This is a genomic window from Nostoc sp. (assembly GCF_036917615.1).
GTDB lineage: Bacteria > Cyanobacteriota > Cyanobacteriia > Cyanobacteriales > Nostocaceae > Nostoc.
In genome coordinates this window covers 93,570-109,464 of sequence record NZ_JBALCZ010000069.1, presented here as the reverse complement: position 1 = coordinate 109,464, position 15,895 = coordinate 93,570, and the positions used below count along the sequence as shown (strand labels likewise).

At 41.2% G+C, this 15,895-nt stretch carries 17 protein-coding genes; 5 read left to right on the top strand and 12 right to left on the bottom strand.

Annotated elements, in window-relative coordinates; all coding sequences use genetic code 11:
• Positions 1-8 precede the first annotated feature (8 nt).
• The 7 genes from V7K85_RS25230 to V7K85_RS25200 all read right to left on the bottom strand — a co-directional run bounded on the left by V7K85_RS25230 (position 9) and on the right by V7K85_RS25200 (position 9,613).
• Positions 9-899 carry an ABC transporter permease gene (locus V7K85_RS25230; RefSeq protein WP_334817665.1) on the bottom strand — a complete coding sequence of 297 codons (891 nt, stop codon included), beginning with the start codon at positions 897-899 and terminating at the stop codon, positions 9-11.
• A gap of 153 nt (positions 900-1,052) precedes the next feature.
• Entirely contained in the window at positions 1,053-2,072 is a 1,020-nt protein-coding gene (locus tag V7K85_RS25225; protein WP_334817663.1) for an ABC transporter ATP-binding protein, read from the bottom strand.
• Positions 2,073-2,313: 241 nt separating this feature from the next.
• Positions 2,314-2,811, bottom strand: a complete 498-nt coding sequence (locus V7K85_RS25220; RefSeq protein ID WP_334817661.1) for a DUF2059 domain-containing protein — start codon at positions 2,809-2,811, stop codon at positions 2,314-2,316.
• Between the two features lie 94 nt (positions 2,812-2,905).
• On the bottom strand, positions 2,906-4,408 hold the full coding sequence (locus V7K85_RS25215; RefSeq protein WP_334817660.1) for an aminotransferase class I/II-fold pyridoxal phosphate-dependent enzyme: 1,503 nt from the start codon (positions 4,406-4,408) through the stop codon (positions 2,906-2,908).
• Between the two features lie 243 nt (positions 4,409-4,651).
• Positions 4,652-7,627: an AAA family ATPase gene (locus V7K85_RS25210; protein ID WP_334817659.1), complete on the bottom strand. Its 2,976-nt coding sequence runs from the start codon at positions 7,625-7,627 to the stop codon at positions 4,652-4,654.
• 207 nt (positions 7,628-7,834) lie between these two features.
• Positions 7,835-9,241, bottom strand: a complete 1,407-nt coding sequence (locus V7K85_RS25205; protein ID WP_334817657.1) for a trypsin-like peptidase domain-containing protein — start codon at positions 9,239-9,241, stop codon at positions 7,835-7,837.
• 60 nt (positions 9,242-9,301) lie between these two features.
• Positions 9,302-9,613 (bottom strand): CU044_2847 family protein, encoded by a 312-nt coding sequence (locus V7K85_RS25200; protein ID WP_334817655.1) that lies wholly within the window; start codon positions 9,611-9,613, stop codon positions 9,302-9,304.
• Between the two features lie 374 nt (positions 9,614-9,987).
• Between V7K85_RS25200 and V7K85_RS25195 the strand changes: the two genes are divergently transcribed.
• Together V7K85_RS25195 and V7K85_RS25190 are read left to right on the top strand one after the other, a co-directional pair.
• On the top strand, positions 9,988-10,710 hold the full coding sequence (locus tag V7K85_RS25195) for a M15 family metallopeptidase (RefSeq protein ID WP_334817653.1): 723 nt from the start codon (positions 9,988-9,990) through the stop codon (positions 10,708-10,710).
• Positions 10,711-10,871: 161 nt separating this feature from the next.
• Positions 10,872-11,744 carry a glycosyltransferase gene (locus V7K85_RS25190; protein WP_334817651.1) on the top strand — a complete coding sequence of 291 codons (873 nt, stop codon included), beginning with the start codon at positions 10,872-10,874 and terminating at the stop codon, positions 11,742-11,744.
• Positions 11,745-11,878: 134 nt separating this feature from the next.
• On the opposite strand, the gene V7K85_RS25185 is transcribed toward V7K85_RS25190, so the two are convergent.
• Positions 11,879-12,352, bottom strand: coding sequence for a TspO/MBR family protein (locus V7K85_RS25185; RefSeq protein WP_334817649.1), 474 nt, complete (start codon positions 12,350-12,352; stop codon positions 11,879-11,881).
• A gap of 89 nt (positions 12,353-12,441) precedes the next feature.
• Positions 12,442-12,915, bottom strand: a complete 474-nt coding sequence (locus tag V7K85_RS25180; RefSeq protein ID WP_334817647.1) for a TspO/MBR family protein — start codon at positions 12,913-12,915, stop codon at positions 12,442-12,444.
• A 255-nt stretch (positions 12,916-13,170) separates the two neighbouring features.
• Here V7K85_RS25180 and V7K85_RS25175 point away from each other — a divergent pair, with 255 nt between their 5' ends.
• Entirely contained in the window at positions 13,171-13,260 is a 90-nt protein-coding gene (locus tag V7K85_RS25175) for a hypothetical protein (protein ID WP_334817645.1), read from the top strand.
• A gap of 459 nt (positions 13,261-13,719) precedes the next feature.
• On the opposite strand, the gene V7K85_RS25170 is transcribed toward V7K85_RS25175, so the two are convergent.
• The gene (locus tag V7K85_RS25170; protein ID WP_334817643.1) at positions 13,720-14,160 is read right to left on the bottom strand and encodes a hypothetical protein; all 441 of its coding nucleotides are present in this window, start codon (positions 14,158-14,160) and stop codon (positions 13,720-13,722) included.
• 349 nt (positions 14,161-14,509) lie between these two features.
• On the opposite strand from V7K85_RS25170, the gene V7K85_RS25165 reads away from it, so the two are divergent.
• Both V7K85_RS25165 and V7K85_RS25160 read left to right on the top strand, forming a co-directional pair.
• A complete protein-coding gene (locus V7K85_RS25165) occupies positions 14,510-14,749 on the top strand; it encodes a hypothetical protein (RefSeq protein WP_334817642.1) in 240 nt (79 codons plus the stop codon).
• Between the two features lie 244 nt (positions 14,750-14,993).
• Positions 14,994-15,122 (top strand): hypothetical protein, encoded by a 129-nt coding sequence (locus tag V7K85_RS25160; protein ID WP_334817640.1) that lies wholly within the window; start codon positions 14,994-14,996, stop codon positions 15,120-15,122.
• 26 nt (positions 15,123-15,148) lie between these two features.
• On the opposite strand, the gene V7K85_RS36665 is transcribed toward V7K85_RS25160, so the two are convergent.
• Both V7K85_RS36665 and V7K85_RS25155 read right to left on the bottom strand, forming a co-directional pair.
• On the bottom strand, positions 15,149-15,292 hold the full coding sequence (locus V7K85_RS36665) for a DUF3368 domain-containing protein (protein ID WP_442940621.1): 144 nt from the start codon (positions 15,290-15,292) through the stop codon (positions 15,149-15,151).
• Positions 15,293-15,618: 326 nt separating this feature from the next.
• Positions 15,619-15,888 (bottom strand): UPF0175 family protein, encoded by a 270-nt coding sequence (locus V7K85_RS25155; protein ID WP_334817638.1) that lies wholly within the window; start codon positions 15,886-15,888, stop codon positions 15,619-15,621.
• Positions 15,889-15,895: the final 7 nt, after the last annotated feature.

Below are 15,895 nucleotides of genomic sequence, written 5' to 3'. Positions count from 1 at the left end.
ATTTTATCTTAAGCAAGAGTCCGACGCAGTTGGGGCTGAATACTCACTAAGGCGACTAGGGCAAAACCAAACAACACCAGCAACGCCCCCCCAAAGGTAACATCACCCCAAGGAGCCTGCATTACTACACTACCTAGTCCCCAATTACTGTGGAGATAGAGATAGCGAATTGGTTCGATCGCATAGCTGAGAGGATTCAGGGTAGCCACAACCTGCAACCACTGAGGCATGAAGGATAGAGGAGCCAAAGCAGTACTAGCAAACAATAATGGCAGGTTAGTAACGAAAATCACTGCAATCAATTCAATATGTCCGGGTAGAGCAAAAGCTAAACCAAGGGAGATGGCTGTCACGCCCAAAGCTAAGAGGAAGACAATTAGAGCGATCGCACTTAAACCCGCTGCATCTGGTAGTCCAGCCCCCAAGAACGCCGCCGCCGCTACAATCACCGCTGCTTGCAGCAAACTTTGGCTGATGATGAAGATTGCCGAAGCAAAGACAATGGAAAACCTTGATGCTAACGGTGCCACCAGCAAACGATTCAAAAAGCCGAACTCGCGGTCAAACATTACTGGCAAACCAGCATTCAGCGCTCCGGCAAAGGCTGTAAACACAATTATGCCGGCAGCCAAAAATTGTCCGTAATTTGTTGTTGTATTGCCAAATATACCTTTGGGAGCATTTTGGAACAAAGCACCAAATAGCAATAACCACATTACTGGCTGAATAATTCCAGCAACCAATGTGGAGGGACGGCGTTGCAACTGAATAAACAAGCGACGAGTTAAAGCCAACGTCTCTTGTACCAATTCACCGAAAAAGTTAGGTGCAGCATTCGCATCTGCTTGCGGCGATGCTAGGGGCTGCCAATTAATATCAGATTTAGGAGTAACACTCATAGCAATTTTGGATTTTGGATTTTGAATTTTAGATTGAGAATTGGGGGTTGGAAAGAGGCAGAGGGGCGGGGTGCAGGGGGCAGAGGGGAAAACTCTTCTCCCCCTGCTCCCTGCTCCCTGCTCCCTGCTCCCTGCTCCCTGCTCCCCCTGCCCCTATCTCATATTCTGCTTTTTCTCAGCCTTGGGATCGCGAGTGGCAACGGCTGCGAGTTCTGCATCCAACAAGGTGCGTCCTGTGGCGGCGAGGTAAACATCATCGAGACTGGGGCGAGATTGGGCGATGCCAAAAATGGGTAAGCCAGCGGTATTTAGCGCTTGCTGTATGTTAATCAGAACATCATTCTGAGGTGTCACCACCAAGTTGAGGGAATTACCTTGAGCGCTGTTGATAATCACTTCTTGCACAAACGGCAAAGGTTGCAAGAGGTTTTTGGCAATTTCTGCTTCCTGAATGGGGGAAAACTCGCGGATTCGCAAGGTGATGCGATCGCCCCCGACTTGATCTTTCAATTGTGAAGGTGTGCCAGAGGCAATCACAACGCCCCGATCTATAATTGCCACGCGATCGGCTAGGGCGTCAATTTCTTCTAGGTAATGGCTGGTAATTACTACCGTCGTTCCAGAGGCACGTAATTTACGTAGGAAATCCCATACCACAAAACGGGTTTCTATGTCAAGTCCCGCAGTTGGCTCATCTAATACCAGAACATCCGGTGCATGGAGCAACCCAGCAGCCAAGTCTAGGCGCTTGCGTAAACCGCCAGAGTAGGTTCCTGTTTTTTTATTGGCGTATTCTTGCAAACCGAGTAAATCTAATACCGTCTCAATGCGCTGTTTGGCTACTGCGCCTGGGAGGTGATAAAGTGCTGCTTGCAATTGCAGCAGTTCTCTTCCAGTCAGCACCTTATCTATAGCAACTTCCTGAGCAACATAGCCTAGTCGTTGTCTTGCCACTCTCGGATTGTCTAACACAGAGATGCCAGATACTTCGATTTTGCCAGCATCCGGTGTGGTAAGTGTACACAAGGCACGCAAGGTAGTAGTTTTCCCAGCACCGTTGGGGCCAAGTAAACCAAAGATTTCTCCTGATTCTACCTGAAAGGAAACATCTTGGACGGCGACAACTGTACCGTAGCGTTTTTGCAGATTTTGAATTAAAACGGCGGGAGCCATGACAGCTTATCCCCAACTATACAAATCTCAATAAAGTCTATCTTTATTGTATAAGGTAGGGAGCAAAGTTGATCTGGGTTTAAAGTTGCTTTATCAAGCAAGTTAAAATAGGTACACCGAGAGCAGTAGAGCAAAAATAATCTTTCTCCTTTGCCCCTTTGCTTCTTATTGACAGGATTAGTAATTGAGCAGAACCTAAAAATTACCCATTTCTAAATTCAAGTTAACATTAGACACTGCTTTATTTACTAGGGCGCATATATCCTTCTGCTTCCAATTTGTTTAAGGCTCTTTGGGCTACTTCTTTTCCATATCTTATACCAATAGAAGTAGCTTCTTGCAAAATTTGCGGGTTAAGTGTTTTTTGTCCTACAGGTGTTTGATAAAATGCAATGAGTTGTTTTATTTCTTCATTAGTGAAGTATTTATTATAAATAGGAATCATCTCCTTTATCAGATCATCTGGATTTAGTTCAGCTGCAAAAGTCTCCCAAAATTTTTGAGGAACTTGAGGGTATTCGGACTTGAATTCATTTGATAATTGAGTAATCAAGGATCGAAAAAGATTTTTCGTAACACTTATCTCTAACAATTTCTTGATATTATTAGTTTTATCTATTTCTTCAGCGTTACTAATTGGTGCAATAGTATTAGTTGTAGTTTGAGCAAAAGCGGCTCTATCAAAGGTCATTACCAGCGAAAGTACAACTGTTACTATGAAGCAAAATTTTATCTTCATTGATTTAAATTTATTTTTAATAGAGTATTCTTCAGGTAAATTTTACAAACGAACAACCATTCTGAGCAATTCCCTCAAATTATTCTTGTTAAATTTACCATATAAGTCCTTCTTTTACTACCTTGATGGTGCGTAAAGTAGTATCAGCACAACCGCTAATAAATCCTCCCATCGCCTGAATTTGTTGCAGATAGTCAAGAACAAGTTTTGTGATGACTTCTCCCGGCATTAACATGGGAATTCCTGGGGGATAGGGACAGACTATTTCGGCACAAATGCGATCGCTTGTTTCTGCTAAGGGTAATGTTTCACTGACAGCAAAAAAGGCTTCACGCGGAGAAAAATGTAAAGTATGGCTCACAGTACTGACTATATTATCCCAAGTTTGGCTCTTTAAAGTCAAGTTGGTTTGACGATATTCTTTAGCAAGGGTAGTGAAACCTTGGACTAATTGCTTAATATCGGCTGGGGTGTTGCCCAAACTAATAATAAAGGTGAGATGTTGCAGTGAGGCGAATTCGGCAGTGACAGCAAATTTTTCATTGAGAATTTCATCTGCCGCAAATCCGGTTAAGCCTAAACCAGAAACAGTCACAGTTAATCGCGTTTTGTCTAAAGCCATAAAGCCGGAAGATCCCCCCAACCCCCCTTGATAAGGGGGGCTAGGAATCTCTAAGACAGATAATCCAGGAATTTGACTGATTTTTGTTCTAGCTTGATCAGCAAGTTGCAAAGTGCGAGACATCAGCATTTTTCCGTGGAGTGCCATTTGCTGACGCCCTGCATCTAAGGAAGCTAAAAGTAAATAACTAGGACTGGTGGACTGTAGAAGTTGCAAAGCTTTACTGATGCGATCGCCATCTATCCTATTACCTTGAATGTGCAGCATTGATGCTTGTGTCATTGCACCAAGTACTTTGTGGATAGATTGTACAGTTAAATCGGCATCTGCGGCTAAGGCTGGAGTGGGTAATTCGGGATGAAAGGCAAAGTGGGCGCCGTGTGCTTCATCTACGATTAGAGGAATATTGTATTGATGTGTGATGTTGGCGATCGCACTCAAATCTCCACAAACGCCGTAATATGTTGGGTAAACTGTCAACACTGCTTTAGCGTCTGGATGTTGTTGGAGTGCAAATTCTATAGCATTAGGCGTGATGCTGTGGGCAATATCTAAAACTGGATCGTATTCAGGATTGAGAAAAATAGGTATTGCACCGGAGAGAATTAAACCAGCGATCGCAGATGAATGCACATTGCGAGGCAAAATAATTTTATCGCCTGTGCTACAGGTAGCGAGAATTGCTGCTTCAATCCCACAGGTAGAACCATTGACAAGGAACCATGTTTGTGAAGCGCCGAACGCCTCAGCCGCTAGTTGTTGTGCTTCTCGAATAACGCCTTGGGGTGCAAAGAGATTATCTAAATCTGCTAATTCGGTTAAATCAGCACGAAAGACGGCTTTACCAAATAAGTCAGCCAAGGATTGAGAAATTCCCTCACCTTGTTTATGTCCTGGGGTGTAAAAAGGTGCATGGAGTCTTGCTGCATTGGCTTTTAAGGCATCTAATAAGGGTGTTTGGTTTTGATTGAGCATTAAAAAAACAAACCGTTAATGATAAAAGCTGATTAACCAAGGTTTTACCCACCCTAACCCTCCCCTTATAAAGGGGAGGGAACTAGATTTCTTGTTTCCCCCCTTTATAAGGGGGGTAATTCGACTTGTATGTACATCGTAGGACTGCGAGGAGGGGAAACGAAGCGTAGCTTTGGCGGGGTGGGGTTCTGCGGGTTTAATAAGTAATCAAGCGGACATGATATAATTCCTGACTTTAAATAATTAGCTTCTTACTGCACGCTCTCTCACCCATTGTTTTAACAGAGGAATTTCAAAATCATATCCTCCATTGATTTTGTGTAAAATATGATAACGCAACAAGCGAGTTAATACCTTTTCAGCAATTTCTGTAGTTATAGGTAATAAAATATCTGTCTTGGCAACTTGTAATAATAATTCTTGACCAATTACCATTTCTTCTGGTGTAGTTCCTGTAAATTCTGTCCAAATATTTGTAAAATAAGGTTGACCGGAAGTAAATCCGTCATTAATAGAAGCTTGCAAGAGTTTAGAAGTAATAAAATCAGTATGGTTAAAGTTAGCTTGATTCACCATTGATGCGCCTAATAATTGTAGGCAATAAGGGTGACAATTGGTCAGTATTAATACTTTCTCTACAATGCTTGGAGCGTAACGCAGTTTAAAAGCTGGATCTGGATTAAGGAGTAATTCTTCCGCTTCGCTAGGTTCCAGATAAAGCATTTCTATCGGGACAACGCTGATAAAGTAGCTACTCCAATTTGGACCTAATTCCTCTAAAGTCTGCACCCCAGAAAAGAGAAAACCGAGTTGTTCATAATGTTGAATTAAGTGGCGCAGTTCGTCAAATAAACGTAAAGTTATCTGTCCCTTTTGGATGGCGGCACCGATTTTTTCAAATTCATCTATGTTGAGAAGGATGCGCCGTTCTCCGATTTTGGCAAGTGCTTCATCCAACCAATCTTCTAAGGCGGTATAGGGACTAGGTTGAAAATCGGGGCGTTTAGGAATGTTTGATAATTGAACGCCTTGACTTTTGCAGTCTTTATGAATTGCACGGACTAAGCCAAAGCAAAAGTCAGATTCGCTGGTGGTAATGGCGGAACTTTGCATATCCACAAATACAGGGAGGATATCACTGGGAAGCAGGCGGGGAAAGTTATACAAAAAGGAAGTTTTACCACAGCGACGGGGGCCGTGCAGCACAAGGGTAGGTCGGTCGCGGTCTAAAACTCGACGGACAACTTCATTGGCAAATCTCTGACGACCTTTAAATAAGTTTTTTTGCTCAAGTCGCACCGGATTTCCATATTGGAACGGGTTGATTAGTTCGCCTTGAGAGAATTGATGTTGTTCATTTTGTTCCAGTTCAATAACCCTTTGCCAATGTTCCAGTACAGGTGTCCAGCGTTTGATGGCTTCGCCTTTAAGTCCGAGAGAGGATAATTGGGATTGTAATCGAACAAGCTTGTTATTAATTTTTTCTAATCCTCGTTCTCGTAGATATATATTTTTATTTTCAAATGCAGATTGAATATCTTGAATAATAGTTTGCAAGCGAGGAAGAAGGATAGAAAGTTCAGGTTTAACTTTTGGTAAAGGTGTTTCTGGAGTGGGGGTATCGCTATCAGAATCGAGGTGATAAAAGGGAGAAATCAGGAAGGGTAATATAGGATGGTCTGAGTTGGCAGTAAAGATTAGTTCTGGAATACTTTGAATTTGCTTGAGTTGGTCGGCGACAATTTGTGGTAAGGCATTTTGCAGAGTTATTTGAAATCCTGGTAAGGAAAAAGTTTGGGTATATTGAAAGATTGTTAAGGCTTGTTGAGGTCTTTCACGAAATTCAGAAACAAGAAGTTGAGCATGATTAGGTAAAGGTATCCACAGGAGTTCGCTAGTGTAAGGAGGTAATTGAAAAAGTATTTTTGCTGTTTGGGGACGTAACCGCCTAATTGTTGAATCTGAAAATCTGAAAAATTTTAGTAAATAATAAGGAAATCTATAATAATCACCTAAAAAGTTATAATTAAAAAAGCAATACTGAGGAAATATTCTGTAATAGCTGACTAAGGTTACAGGGATAATTAATGCTGAAAGCCATCCTAAACTTTGGGCAGAAAGAGCTATTAAAATCACTGTAATAGTGATAAAAACTCTGTTGTCTTTTGCTGGTGCAAGAGCAAAAGCGATTAAACTTGCAACAACCGAAAACCAAGTAAGCGATAAAGTAGCAACTCCCGCCACTCCTTCCGCTACAACGACCGCCACGACGACCGCGACTCCTCCCGCGACTCCTCCCGCGACTCCTCCTGCGACTCCTCCTGCGACTCCTCCCGCCACAACTCCCGCCACGACTCCCACCACAACTTCCGCCAGTCCTCTCGCCACGACGACCGCCAGTCCTCCCGCCACGACGACCGCGACTCCTCCCGCGACTCCTCCCGCCGCGACTCCCGCCACGACAACCGCCAGTCCTCCCGCCACGATGACAGCCACTCCTCCCGCTACGACTCCCGCCACGACGACCGCCAGTCCTCCCGCCACCATGACCGCCACTCCTCCGGCATTATCACTATTTTTTATATTTTCTCTTGCTAGAAATAGGAAAATGCCTGTCATTCCACTTACTAATAACAGAAATAACCAGTTTTGAGTTGCTAACCACACTCCTAACATCACACTGATTGTTCCTCCTACCACCATCACATTACGAGCGAGGTAAAAATGTTCTTTTTTTAATAGTTGCAATATTAACCAAATAGTTAATGATATGGATACTCCAAAAACTGCAAAACCTATCTCTATTTGAGATGAAGAAGGTAAAATTTTAATAGCTTCTCTTAAGCCCTTTAACCAGCTATCAGACTGATTGAATACAACTATCAACCACAACAAAGGAATAACCAGTCCTAAAGGTAAAAATAAAACTCCTGTCGTATAAGCAATTAACATTACACAAGGTAACTGTAACCAATCCAACAATTGGTTACGCTCAATTAGCTTTAAAATAAAAATGATATTAGAAATAACTAATAATAATAGATACTCACTAAGAAATCGGAAGTTTCCTAAAACTAAAATATCATGGAAATTTGTATCTCGTCTGCGTCCATCTTTTTCTTCTTGAGGCAACCATTCATTCATTCGTTGTTGAAGCCTTGAAGGACAAAACATTGCCCACCAAAATAGTTCCCAAGTTTCTCGCAAAAACAGCAGCATTTTTTCTATTTAATGTCTGATTTTTAGCTTATTACTTTATCTTTGACCTTTCACAAACTTTGCAAAAACACTGCTAAATAAACCCCGATTCTTCCGTAATAACCCATGACGCTGAAGCCTATCTACAATTGCCAGATCCGGAATAGGTAAATTACTCTCTCCCAACTCATAACGTAATGCTAAACGTTCAACTTCGGTTAAATCTTTTCAAAGTTCTTCAAAACGAGGCTTTGCTTGAAAATTAAACTCATTTTTAGCTATTTCTTGATTCCTATTTTGCCACAGCATCGCCCCCGCCATCTGCACATAATAGGGCAACCCTCCTGCTAACTCATCCACCCATTGTAATACCACAGAATTAGGCAGCAGAAATCCTTTCTGCATGATGCTTTGCCAAGCTTCCTCCTCTAATGCCCCTAAAATAGTCGTACTAAAAATATTGGCAAAGGGAGAACCCAGACTCAAAGTTTCGTAAACTTCATTAAGAGGGCGTTTGCTGGCAATTACCATTGTTAATAAACCCGCAGAAGCCTTAGAACGCCAATCTTCTCCCCAATCCTGAAACAATTCCAATCTATCTTTTTTACTCGCAATGGCTTCAAACTCATCCAATAAAATAATTAAACGATACCCTTCATCTACTAACACCTGTAAGCCATCTTCTACTGCAAAGCCATCTTCATTATCTTCCTTTGACCAAGGAAAATTCCCTGTTAGTTTTTGAATTCCTCGCCTTAAGCCTTCAATAATACCCCCTGGAGTATGAAAATTCCCATTTGTTAAATCTAAGAACACAACTAAAGGCTTTTGTTCTGGCGAACAAAATTCGCTGATTCTTTCTTTGATATATCGCAATAGAGAGGTTTTTCCATTGCGTCGCAAGCCTATCAAATTGATACATTGAGGACTAATTGCGCCAATACGGTTTTTAATCTCTAAAATCTCTCTTCTCCGTCCATAAAAACGTTCTGGAGGAACAGGAAGACCATATTCAAATGGATTTTCACCTTCGGGTTTTGGCTGATAAAGTTGTTTATTAAGTGAGGCAATTTTGGGAAACTGTTGCATAATAACTTGAGCCGAAACTGCCCGCCCCCCTAAATCGTTACCCTCATCACGGGAAAGATGCACAATTCCACAAACTTTACCTGTTAGTAAATTTAGCAAAGGCGATCCACTAAAGCCTGAGATAACTTGCCCTTGCTTTAACTTATAGAGAATAATATCCTGTTTAAAACTTATTCCTTCATATTTAAAGCTTGCTGAATCTCCCTGCGAATAATCAACTTCGCTATTCTTGGGATAACCGAAAATATATAAATCATCGTTGGTATTAGGTTTTGTGTCATCCAATTCAACACAGGGATGATCCAAACAATCCTCGTCCAGTCGTAAAAGGGCTAAATCAAGGGGATATTTGCATAATTGCGTAACTTTAGCTGTGTAATTCTGGTTTCCTGCTTTCCAGAATACTTGCACAGGTTTATCTTCCGCAGATTCGACTACATGGGCGCAGGTGAGAATCCAATTCGGTGCAACAAAAAAACCTGTTCCCTGACTACTGGCAACATTTAAACGCACTGTACAGCGTTGTAAATCGTCTTCGTTACCCATTAATTGCTCTCACCTAATATCTTTGTAAAAAGATTATCACAACTGTAAAGTAATCAACTGTTATTTATTCCATTCCATCGTAATTTCTAGGTTAGCTGTGCCTGTTCCTTTCACAATTAAAGCGGTTAGTTGTCCTGACTCAACTCCAATTTGTAAACCTAGTTTGACACTAAATTTATCTGGTTTGACTGTCTGGCTAATATCTTTTAATGTACCTGCGACATCTTCAGCAATGGATTTAATAATTTCTGTGGCTTGTTTAAAGACTCTGGTTTCAGCAGAAACAGGTTGTTCCCCTATAGGCGTAACTTCTACTTTAATTATTTTGCCGTCCAAAAGTTGAAAGGAAATAATTTTGGTTTTATCTGCCATACTTAATTTTTTATATAATTTTCCATACAAGTATCTTCCTGAATAATAGGAAGAAGGTATATGGTATTGTTACAATTTTCGGGCGCGATTAATTTGAGTCTGGCAACGATTCTTAATATGCTACACGTTACTTTCATTATTGAAAGTTTTCAGAACGTTATAAGCAGTAGTCATATCCTAAATAATTTATATGACTTTGTATACCTAGCAGATTATTAGCGATCGCCCTTTAGAAAAAAAGTTTTTGGTTTACTGTTCAGCATTGAGGAAAATTGGTATTGCACGCAGAGGCGCAGGACACAGAGGAAGAAGAGACTCGTTACACAGAATACTATGCTTGCGTTAAAATTCGTAAGTCCTGCGTGGCTAACTAGATGAGGCCTTATCGTCAAATCCCAATTTTCGAGTGTGGTGAACCGTTAGTGGAGATTCCTTTAGAATTGTTTGCGGTGGAATCTCCCCATCCTTATGAAAAGTTGGGTGCGCCCTATGGCAAACACTCCCCCTATTATCTCCGTCAAAGCGTTATTGAAAATTTGCTACAAGCGCAAAATTACCTTGATGTTCTGCATCCTAACTGGCGTATCCAAATCTTTGATGCTTATCGCCCGATCGCAGTCCAGCAGTTTATGGTAGATTACAGCTTCGTCCAAGCATTACAGGACAGGGCACTGACTGAGGTGGAGTTATCATCAAACCAGCGCCAAGAGATTTGGGAAGCAGTTTATGAAATTTGGGCTGTACCAAGTTTGGATGAAAAAACTCCCCCTCCTCACAGTACAGGTGCGGCGGTGGATGTGACGCTGCTAGATGATGCAGGGCAAATAGTGAATATGGGTTCGCCAATTGATGAAATGTCAGAGCGATCGCATCCCGATTATTATGCCAATAGTGACCACCCACAAGCGCAAAAGTATCATGCTCACCGTCAGCTATTGCGGGATGTAATGTTAAAAGCCGGCTTTCAGCGCAATCCCAGAGAGTGGTGGCATTTTTCTGTTGGCGATCAAATGTGGGCTTGGCTGAATAATCAATCTAATCCAGCAAATCCGGTCACAGCACGTTATGGGCGTCTTGCAAGGCTCAAAGTTATCTAAATTAGGGATTGCTCCCAAGAATGGAAATTGAGTATGCTGCTGTCATCTAGCCGTCCTAATTAATTAGTGTACTTACTTATAGAGGCAGGCAACCGACAACAGGAAAAGAAGAGAGGTAGATGAGGAGTGCGTTTTTTCCAAAATAAAACAGGAGTTATCTGATGGAGATTTTAGGCAAAATTAACCGCAAAATTAAAAGTTTAGGCATCAGGCAAAAAATTTATAATTATTCATATAATCTGACTGCCGAAATTCTCACCTCCCCTCTTGGAGTTCGTTTCTTATCGATTAGAAGAAATGCTACAGCAAATGAAAGAAAAATATCTTTAGCTATTACACATTATAACAGGTCTAATTTAATAGCAGGTGCATTGAGAAATGTTTTGATGGATGATAGAATTAATGACATTATAATTTATGATGATTGCTCTAGCATGGAAGAATTTTCTAAAATGCAAGCTATTACTAAAAAAATGTCTAATAAAATTTCTATTTATAGAGGCAAAAAAAATCTAGGGCCATTCAATAGTAAGGTGACAGCAATATCAAACTGTAAAAATGAATGGCCAATTATTTTTGACTTTGATAATGCACTGAGCAGAAATTATGTCGATAGACTTTACCAAATATCCACATGGAATACTAACCTTATATATTGCCCCAGTTTTTCCGAACCGAACTTTGATTTTCGACAATTCACAAACACAGAACTTACTTTATATAAAGTCAAAAAACTTATCTTAAAAAATGAAAATATAAAATTATTGCGTAATCTCCTTAATGATGGAAATTATTTCCTTAATGTGAAAAAATATATAGAGTGTAGTAAAATCAACGAGTTTAATTCTGTACCTGCTGCCGACGTTATAGTTTTTAACTATTCATGGTTGCAACAAGGATATGCATTATATATTCTGAATAATCTAAAGTATTATCATCGGATACATTCAGGCAGTTTCCAAATAGGTAGTTGGCGGAATTATAGACAAATTGTAGATGGAATTATTAAGTCTATTGCTAATGATGAAGAATAAGCTCTCTGTGTTTCTCTGCGCCAACCTTTGCGCTTTTGGAGCGTTTAAAAACACTACTTTTTTCAACGCAGAGGGACGCAGAGCTTTGCCAGATTTGATTTGCTGCGAATTAATGAAATGCTGTATTTAGTTAACTAGGCATCTTGAGGATTCAGTTGCTTTAATTCGTCAGTAGTGTAAGTACCAATAGGAGTCCAAACTAGATAGGGAAGGAGTAACAGCGTCGCTAGTCCAGAAATCGGCAAAACGCAGATTGCTAGGACAACGGCACAAATCAAACCGATTAGCCCAAGAATTTCCCCAGCTTTGAGACTGTGAAACCTCAGCATTACAGGTATGTAGGCGACGGTGATAATTTCCACCAAGACGTACAAAGCCATTAGTAGCCAAGTAATTAGGCTTCCGGGATTTTTTTCCCAGACAATATAAGCTGAAGCTGCACCGCTAATAAAAATCACAGTCCAGATCAGCGGAATCAGCGGCTCAAAAACTAGCCAGCGAGGGCGACTTAACCGTGCAAACCATTTAACATCGCGCGGCGTGATTAAGAAACTACCAAGGGCAATGAAGAAAGTTACAGCCCCAATTATTATCCAAGATGGAATCATAATGCACTCCTGCTTGTGTATTTTGTCAAGTCATACACTGCAAGTTTGACAATTTAGGGCGTAGTTTAAATCATTCGCTGGTGCGAATCTTAAACATCTTGAGGGTTGAGACTAGCCATCTGCCAAGTGGTATAAGTACCAATGGGACTCCAGAGTAAATAAGGAACTAGTAGCAATGCTGCCCAACCAGAAAAACCTAAGACTGCAAGTATCAACAAAACACAAATGAGAAAACCTGTGCCACCAATAATTGTACCCACTTTCAGACTGCGAAGCCTAAACATTACAGGCGTATAGGCAATGGTAATAATTTCTAAAAGCAAGTATAAACCCATGATTAACCAGGTTGAGGTGCTTCCTGGGTCTTTTTCCCAGATAATATAAGCCGACCAAGCACCGCAAATAAAGATTACAGTCCAGATAATTGGAATCGCACCCTCAAAAGTTAGCCATCTCGGTCGTTGTAAGCGCTTGAACCATTGGCGATCGCTAGGCGTAATCAGGTTAGCTGCTAGGGCAACTAAGAAAGCCACACCCCCAATCACCATCCAAGATTTAATCATGCCCGTTAGTCCTTTACAAGCGCTATCTATCGCTTAATATCACTCTTTATAGTGTGATTTTGTCAATTTAATTGCTAATTACTCATCATCCCTGAGTTTGATACCTTCAGATCGTTTGGCAGGATTTTAATTTATGGGCATTAGTCATTAGTCATTATTCATTGGGCATTGGGCATTGGGCATTGATTATTCTCCTTGTCCCCCTTGTCCCCCACTCCTGATTTATTCTCCACAATGTTGAAGTGATTAGTTTTTGTGGCTGTGGCAGACATCACTGGGATTGCTGCTCACTTTGTGGGTACTGTCGCTTTGTTCTGGTTGCTGGAGCGAGTGCATCAAAACTAGTGCCAGAAGGTAAGTAGATGGACAAAAGGCAGAAGCCAAAAGGGAAAAAAGCTTATACTGAGTAGTAAATTTTGATTCCTGAGTAAATTGTCATGAGTGTTTTAACTCCATTAATCAGTCTTTTAGCTCCGTTAACGAGTCTTTAGACATCTCCGAAAAAGAGAGTAGAGACGCGAAATTTCGCGTCTCTACAAGGGTTCTGGATAACGCATATTTAATTTCTGGAGATGTCTTTTGAACTCCATTAATCAGTCTTTGATACTCGTGAACAATGATTAAAATCTCAAAAAGAGAGGTGAGACGACAGCATTCCAACCTTTACAGGCGATTCCCAAGGACAGAAGAGATATCTTGATAAAACTAGATTATACGATCGCTACCGCAATGGATGCGATCGCACAGCGGTTTCTGAACCCTACGGGATCTTGCTACAGCATGACATTTTGCACAGTTCAGCTTTTATGAGCCGACAGTGACGGTATAAGACAACACAAAGGGCTTGAAACTAGCTCCAGATTTTGGAGTACCGCTTAACTCCAATTCATAAGCTCCTACTTTGGGAAATACGATCTCGGCTCCGGGAATGCTTTTATATTGCTTAGTTGATACATTATGTAAACTGGGCTTCAGCAATGGGGTATCAGTTTCGCTGTGAGGTTGAGGGTAGACAGCCAACTGACAGTTACATTGTGTCAGGGGGATTAGTCGCCCGCCTTTACGGGTGAGGACAATCCAAGCATGAGCGGTTTTGCCAGCTTGAGGATTGTCATTGGGTTCAATATGCAGCATCCCGCCTACATCTCCAGACACCTTTTCGGTGTGGGCATTAACTGGTGTAGCAATCAGAACCGAAATTAGTAATAGCCATCCCAAATTCTTCTCTAAGGTAAAGTGGAACATAGAGTTTCTAAAGAGTAAGCGAAGTAGACCAGGTTGACTGGGGAAAGGCAATTAAAGGAAAATTCCCAGATTTTTGATGCTATTTTTCCACCAGTATTTAGGAACGATAATTTTAAAAGAATAGTTGTGTCAAAAGACAACCTGTCAAACATTGCCTGAAAATTCTTTACCAACTATTAAAGCTTAATCCCAACTAAAAACTGGTTGACTCCTGAACTTCTACCTAAATATCTAACTTCAAGGCTGATTAGCTTATTACTTATGATAGTTACTAAAACTCACCTGGATGAGTAAAAGTAGTGAGAGTGATGAGTTCGAGTAAATATACTTACTAACTGAGGTTCAAAGCATGGACTGGACAGGTAAAGTTCAAATTGTGGACTCGTCCTGGTACGTTCCACTGCCGTTGAAAGAGTATGCAATGAGCCGAGTGACTGTCTACTTTTATTGCGATGGGTGGGTTCCAATTAAATATTGTTCTTTGGGAAAGGCAATTTTGCTTCACCAGAAGGCAAAGCTAGAAGGCAAGGAAATTTTATTATTTCCTGCTAATCTAGACCCGAATGAATTCTCAAACTCTTTTAACTAAAATGCATTGAGGTAGACTATTTTTCAAAAATCTTGGCAACAAATGAATCGGCTAGAGAGGCGTACATATATATGTACGCCTCTACTTGTAAATGGGATTAAAAATTTGTGCGAACTTGAAAGCCAAAGGTGCGGCAGATGGGCGAGTTTATCAAATTTCTATAGCGCAGGTGTCAAAGTACCTTGTAGCCCAATACGCTTGGGTTAAAGCCAAAAACCTTAAACTGCGTAGATTGGGTTGAGGAATGAAACCCAACATTTTTGGCGGTTTGTTGGGTTTCACTACCCTGCGGGAAGCCGCCTCCGGCGTCTACGTTCAACCCAACCTACTATTAATCCTTAACCCAAGCGTATTGCCTTGTAGCTGCAAGTGATGCGAAACCAAGAATATCAAGAGTTTTTAGGAGTGCTTATCTAACAACTTCTGATACAAACTGTCAGAGACCCAAAAGGATGTAGATTGAAGGCTTTGAACAACAATAGGTAGATCAATGAGTTTCATAGTCGCAGCTTGATCCAGAATTCCGAGGATGCCCGTGATCATAAACCCTCTTTCTTTAGCGGTGCGACGCGCCTTCATTTCGTCTAGCAGGAGTAAATCTGCATTCAGTTCTTGGGCTAAAAGAATCGCTTCACGTTCTCCGGGATCGAGTAGTTCGACGATTTCATCTGAAGGTTGACTGACAAGTTGAATTTTGAGCCAAGTGGGTGGAGTCGCAATCCAGGCTTGGACAGGTAGTGGAGCGGATGCATCGGATAGTTCACTATAGACTGCCTAGGGAATGATGATTTGCCAGAACAATTCGGGCAAAAGATTAATGTGCCCAATCAGGATTAAGTAGTTGATTGGAAAAGTATTGCAAACAATAATCATTGTGCGCCTAAAACGCTGCGGATGCTTTGAACATCTTGTTCAAGATCATCTTCAGTGTAAGGCAAGTAGGCTTTTTCACGCTTGAGAAATTCATAGGTTTCCCAACGGGAAGAAAAGTTGAGCATTCGGCGAACTTCAGCTGCTCCAATGTTACCTTGGCGATAGTTGTCAGCTGCGATAAGTTCCAAAATCCGACGGGAAATGTTGGCGGGTTGGAGTTGCAGTTGATTAGCAACGTTGTCAGGGAGTTCTATTAAAATGTGCATTGGTTAT

Coding starts and splice junctions, on each gene's coding strand:
- V7K85_RS25230 (WP_334817665.1), bottom strand. CDS start 899: ATGAGTGTTACTCCTAAATCTGATATTAATTGGCAGCCCCTAGCATCG.
- V7K85_RS25225 (WP_334817663.1), bottom strand. CDS start 2,072: ATGGCTCCCGCCGTTTTAATTCAAAATCTGCAAAAACGCTACGGTACA.
- V7K85_RS25220 (WP_334817661.1), bottom strand. CDS start 2,811: ATGAAGATAAAATTTTGCTTCATAGTAACAGTTGTACTTTCGCTGGTA.
- V7K85_RS25215 (WP_334817660.1), bottom strand. CDS start 4,408: ATGCTCAATCAAAACCAAACACCCTTATTAGATGCCTTAAAAGCCAAT.
- V7K85_RS25210 (WP_334817659.1), bottom strand. CDS start 7,627: ATGCTGCTGTTTTTGCGAGAAACTTGGGAACTATTTTGGTGGGCAATG.
- V7K85_RS25205 (WP_334817657.1), bottom strand. CDS start 9,241: ATGGGTAACGAAGACGATTTACAACGCTGTACAGTGCGTTTAAATGTT.
- V7K85_RS25200 (WP_334817655.1), bottom strand. CDS start 9,613: ATGGCAGATAAAACCAAAATTATTTCCTTTCAACTTTTGGACGGCAAA.
- V7K85_RS25195 (WP_334817653.1), top strand. CDS start 9,988: ATGAGGCCTTATCGTCAAATCCCAATTTTCGAGTGTGGTGAACCGTTA.
- V7K85_RS25190 (WP_334817651.1), top strand. CDS start 10,872: ATGGAGATTTTAGGCAAAATTAACCGCAAAATTAAAAGTTTAGGCATC.
- V7K85_RS25185 (WP_334817649.1), bottom strand. CDS start 12,352: ATGATTCCATCTTGGATAATAATTGGGGCTGTAACTTTCTTCATTGCC.
- V7K85_RS25180 (WP_334817647.1), bottom strand. CDS start 12,915: ATGATTAAATCTTGGATGGTGATTGGGGGTGTGGCTTTCTTAGTTGCC.
- V7K85_RS25170 (WP_334817643.1), bottom strand. CDS start 14,160: ATGTTCCACTTTACCTTAGAGAAGAATTTGGGATGGCTATTACTAATT.
- V7K85_RS25165 (WP_334817642.1), top strand. CDS start 14,510: ATGGACTGGACAGGTAAAGTTCAAATTGTGGACTCGTCCTGGTACGTT.
- V7K85_RS25160 (WP_334817640.1), top strand. CDS start 14,994: ATGAAACCCAACATTTTTGGCGGTTTGTTGGGTTTCACTACCCTGCGG.
- V7K85_RS36665 (WP_442940621.1), bottom strand. CDS start 15,292: ATGATCACGGGCATCCTCGGAATTCTGGATCAAGCTGCGACTATGAAA.
- V7K85_RS25155 (WP_334817638.1), bottom strand. CDS start 15,888: ATGCACATTTTAATAGAACTCCCTGACAACGTTGCTAATCAACTGCAA.